The organism is Limnohabitans radicicola, from assembly GCF_014837235.1.
GTDB classification, from domain to species: Bacteria; Pseudomonadota; Gammaproteobacteria; order Burkholderiales; family Burkholderiaceae_C; genus Limnohabitans_A; species Limnohabitans_A radicicola.
On the sequence record NZ_JACYFT010000016.1, the window covers coordinates 1 to 1,342 of the forward strand.

1 protein-coding gene is annotated in these 1,342 nt (G+C 64.1%); it reads left to right on the top strand.

Going from position 1 to position 1,342, the window contains the following annotated elements; translation table 11 throughout:
• A partial coding sequence (locus tag IC609_RS16035) for a beta strand repeat-containing protein (protein WP_225224272.1) occupies positions 1-1,342 on the top strand: 1,342 nt, incomplete at both ends.

Here is a 1,342-nt window from a genome sequence, read left to right on the forward strand (position 1 = left end):
GACGGGTGCGCCTGCGATCAGCACGGTGGCCACGGCGGGCTCGAACGTGGGCAGCTACGCGATCACGACTGCGGCAGGTAATCTGGCGGCACAGAACTACCAGTTCAGCACGGTCGATGCGGCGTTGACTGTGAATGCACGGCCGATCACGGTCGCAGCGAATGCCCGCACCACCACGTATGGCACAAGCCTGAGCCTGGGCACCACTGACTACAGCCTGAGCAGCGGCACGCTGGCCGCTGGTGATGCGATCAGCTCGGTGACACTGCAGTACAACAGCAGCGCCACCGTGCCTGGCACCACGAACGCCGCGACGTATGCCAACGGCATCGTGGCCAGTGCGGCCGCAGGCACAGGCGGCTTCAACACCACGAACTACGCCATCAGCTACAGCCCAGCCAACCTGACGGTGAACAAGGCCACCTTGACCGTGACGGCAGACAACAAGAGCCGGGTGTATGGCGATGCCAACCCGGCACTGACCCAAACGATCAGCGGGTTCCTCAACGGTGACACGATCAGCGTGGTCACGGGCAGTGCCAACGCCAGTACGACCGCCAGCAGCGCCACGGCTGCTGGCACGGCCACGATCAGTGCCAGCGCGGCCGGATTGACGGCGAGCAACTACAACTTCAACACGCTGGTGGACGGCACCTTGACGATCACACCACGGCCTGTCACGCTGAGCGCGACGGCACAGAACACGACCTATGGCACACCCTTGAACCTGGGCACCAGCGCCTACACATTGAGCAGTGGCACGCTGGCCAGTGGCGATGCGGTGACCGCTGTGACGCTGCAGTACAACGGCAACGCCACGGTGCCTGGCACCACGAATGCCGCGACGTATGCCAACGGCATCGTGGCCAGTGCGGCCACAGGTTCGGGTGGCTTCAACACCACGAACTATGCGATCAGCTATGTGGCCGCTGGCCTGACGGTCAACCCCAAGCCGATCACCTTGGGTGGTCAGGTGGTGAACCACAAGACCTACGATGGCACCACATCGGCCGTGCTCAACTCCAGTGGCGCGACGCTGAATGGTGTGGTCAATGGCGATGCGGTCACGCTGGACGCCTCGGGTGCTTACGGCACATTCGCCAGCGCCAACGTGGCCAACGGCATTGCGGTGACGGTGGCGGGCAATGCGTTGGCTGGCGCTTCTGCAGCCAACTACACCTTGTCGCAGCCCACGGGTTTGAGCGCCAACATCACACCCGCACCACTGACCGTGACGGCCAACGCAGACTCCAAGATCATTGGCCAAAGCGATGCGGCAGGCTATGGCGGCGTGAGCTACAGCGGCTTTGTGGCCGGGCAGTCGGCGGCCAACCTGGGCGGC